General features: G+C 63.8%; 1 protein-coding gene. It reads right to left on the bottom strand.

The genetic code is table 11. The annotated features are described in order from the left end of the window. Nucleotides 1-46: 46 nt before the first annotated feature. Nucleotides 47-1,927, bottom strand: coding sequence for a CocE/NonD family hydrolase (locus ACPYOD_RS19065; RefSeq protein ID WP_481303260.1), 1,881 nt, complete (start codon nt 1,925-1,927; stop codon nt 47-49). Nucleotides 1,928-2,179 lie beyond the last annotated feature (252 nt).

Here is a 2,179-nt window from a genome sequence, read left to right as displayed (position 1 = left end):
AGATGTGTATAAGAGACAGCTCCCACACCTTCCGGCTAGCCCTTCGTCACTTGGCGTCCGCCACCGGCAACTCGATGGCGCTGGCCGTGCCAGGCGTGTGCCAGACCTGCTGCGTGGCCTTTTGGTAGTCCGACGGCTTGGCGAAGAAGATGTTCGGCACGAAGGTCTGCGGGTTCCGGTCGTACAACGGGAACCACGACGACTGCACCTGCACCATCACGCGGTGGCCCGGCTGGAAGGTGTGGTTCACGGTGGGCAGGCCGAAGCGGTACTCGAGCGGCGTATTCGGCGTGAGCGCCTTGCCCTCGCCGAAGCCCTCGCGGTAGCGGCCGCGGAAGATGTCCATAGAGACCGAGAGCTCGTACCCGCCCATCGTGGGATTGCTGGCATTCGCGGCGGGATAGACATCGATCAGCTTCACCACCCAGTCGCTGTCGGTGCCGCTGGTGGATGCGTAGAGGTTCACCTGCGGCGCGCCGGCCACTCGCAGCGGGGCCGTGAGCGGTTCGGTCACGTAGGTCAGCACATCGGGCCGGCCGTCGACGAAACGCTGGTCGTGCACGAGCCATGTCGTCCAGGACTGCCGGTCGCCGAAGTGCACGGGACGCGGCACGTAAGGCACCGGCTTCGCCGGATCGGATACATACTCGTCGTACTTTGCCGCGGCCGCCGCGGGTGCCTCGAACGACAACGTGCCGTTGGCGCCCAGGTACAACGGACGGGTCTTCTTCGCCTGGGGCCAGGACTTGAAACGATCCCAGTGGTTCTCGCCGGTGTTGTAGATGAATACCGGCGGCGTGTTCGCCTTGGGCGCACCGTCCACGAGGTACTGGTTGAACAACGGCAGCAAGACGTCACGCCGGAACTGCAAGGCGGTGTCGCCGTCCCATTGCAGCGCGCCGAGCGACGAGGCGTCGTAGTTCACCTGGCTGTGGCGCCAGGGGCCCATCACCAGGAAGTTCTTGTCGTTGCCGGTGTCCTTCGGCTCCACCGCCTCGTAGCTGTGGATGGCGCCCCACATGTCCTCCTGGTCCCACAGGCCCTGCAACCACATGGTGGGCACCTTCAGCGGCTGCTTCGCCATGATCTTGTCCAGTGCCTGTCCCTGCCAGTACGCGTCATAGGCGGGATGTTCACTGAGCTTGCGCCAATAAGGCAGCTGGTCGAAGCCGTTGGCACGGGCGTAGTCGCCCGCCGAGCCCGCCTCGAGGAAATTGGTGTAGTCGTCGTAACCCAGGCGCGGCGTGGTGTCACCCTTTCCGCGCTTCGCATTCTGGCCAATGATGTAATCGAAGTTGGTCTGGCGGAAGGCGCCGTAATGGAACCAGTCGTCGCCCATCCAGCCGTCCACCATCGGGCTTTCCGGCGCCGCCACCTTGAGGGCCGGATGCGGATTCACCAGCGCCATGACCACGGTGAAGCCTTCATACGACGAGCCGATCATGCCCACCTTGCCGTTGGATTCCGGAAGGTTCTTCGTCAGCCAGTCAATGGTGTCGTAGGCATCGGTGGAATGATCCACCGGCGTGTCGTTGAGCGGCCCGCGCAAGGGGCGGGTCATCACGTAGTCGCCCTCCGAGCCGTATTTGCCGCGGATGTCCTGGAATACGCGAATGTAACCCGCGTCCACGAACACCTCGTCGCCCATCGGCAGCAAGTTGCGCATCGTCGACGACTCCGTCCGTTCCGCGCGGCCATCGGCGTTGTACGGGGTACGGGTAAGGAGGATGGGCGCGTGCTTCGCGTTCTTCGGAATGACGATGACGGTATGCAGCTTCACGCCGTCCCGCATCGGGATTTCGACGACACGCTTCACGTAGTCGTTGGCCGTGGTCGGCACATCGAATTTCGACGGAATGTCCGGCGCCATGGGTGCCGTCTGCGCGACGGCGAACGACGAAGCAACAGCCAGGGACAAGGCGAGCATCGGCAGCAACGTGTTGCGATGTGGCATGGGGGCCTTCCTGAGGCAGTGGGACGGAACCCCCTAAGCGTGCCCGATCCTGAACGGAAGGGCCACGCGTGCCACCAGTCATGGTTGTCATGGCACGACCCGTGCTTAGTCCGCCCACAAAAAAACGCCGCTGCTCTCGCAGCGGCGTTTCCTTCCGTTGGCCCGCGGGCCAACGAGACCCGGGCTTACTCTGTGTCTTATACACATCTCCGAGCCCCCCAGACA

This window comes from Luteibacter sp. HAY1-4A, from assembly GCF_056755355.1.
Note: the sequence above shows the minus strand (reverse complement) of the source record. Positions and strands in the feature narration are given on the sequence as shown.

What these genes read in the sequence shown, in the direction of transcription:
- ACPYOD_RS19065 (WP_481303260.1), bottom strand. Translation starts at nt 1,927, where the DNA reads ATGCTCGCCTTGTCCCTGGCTGTTGCTTCGTCGTTCGCCGTCGCGCAG.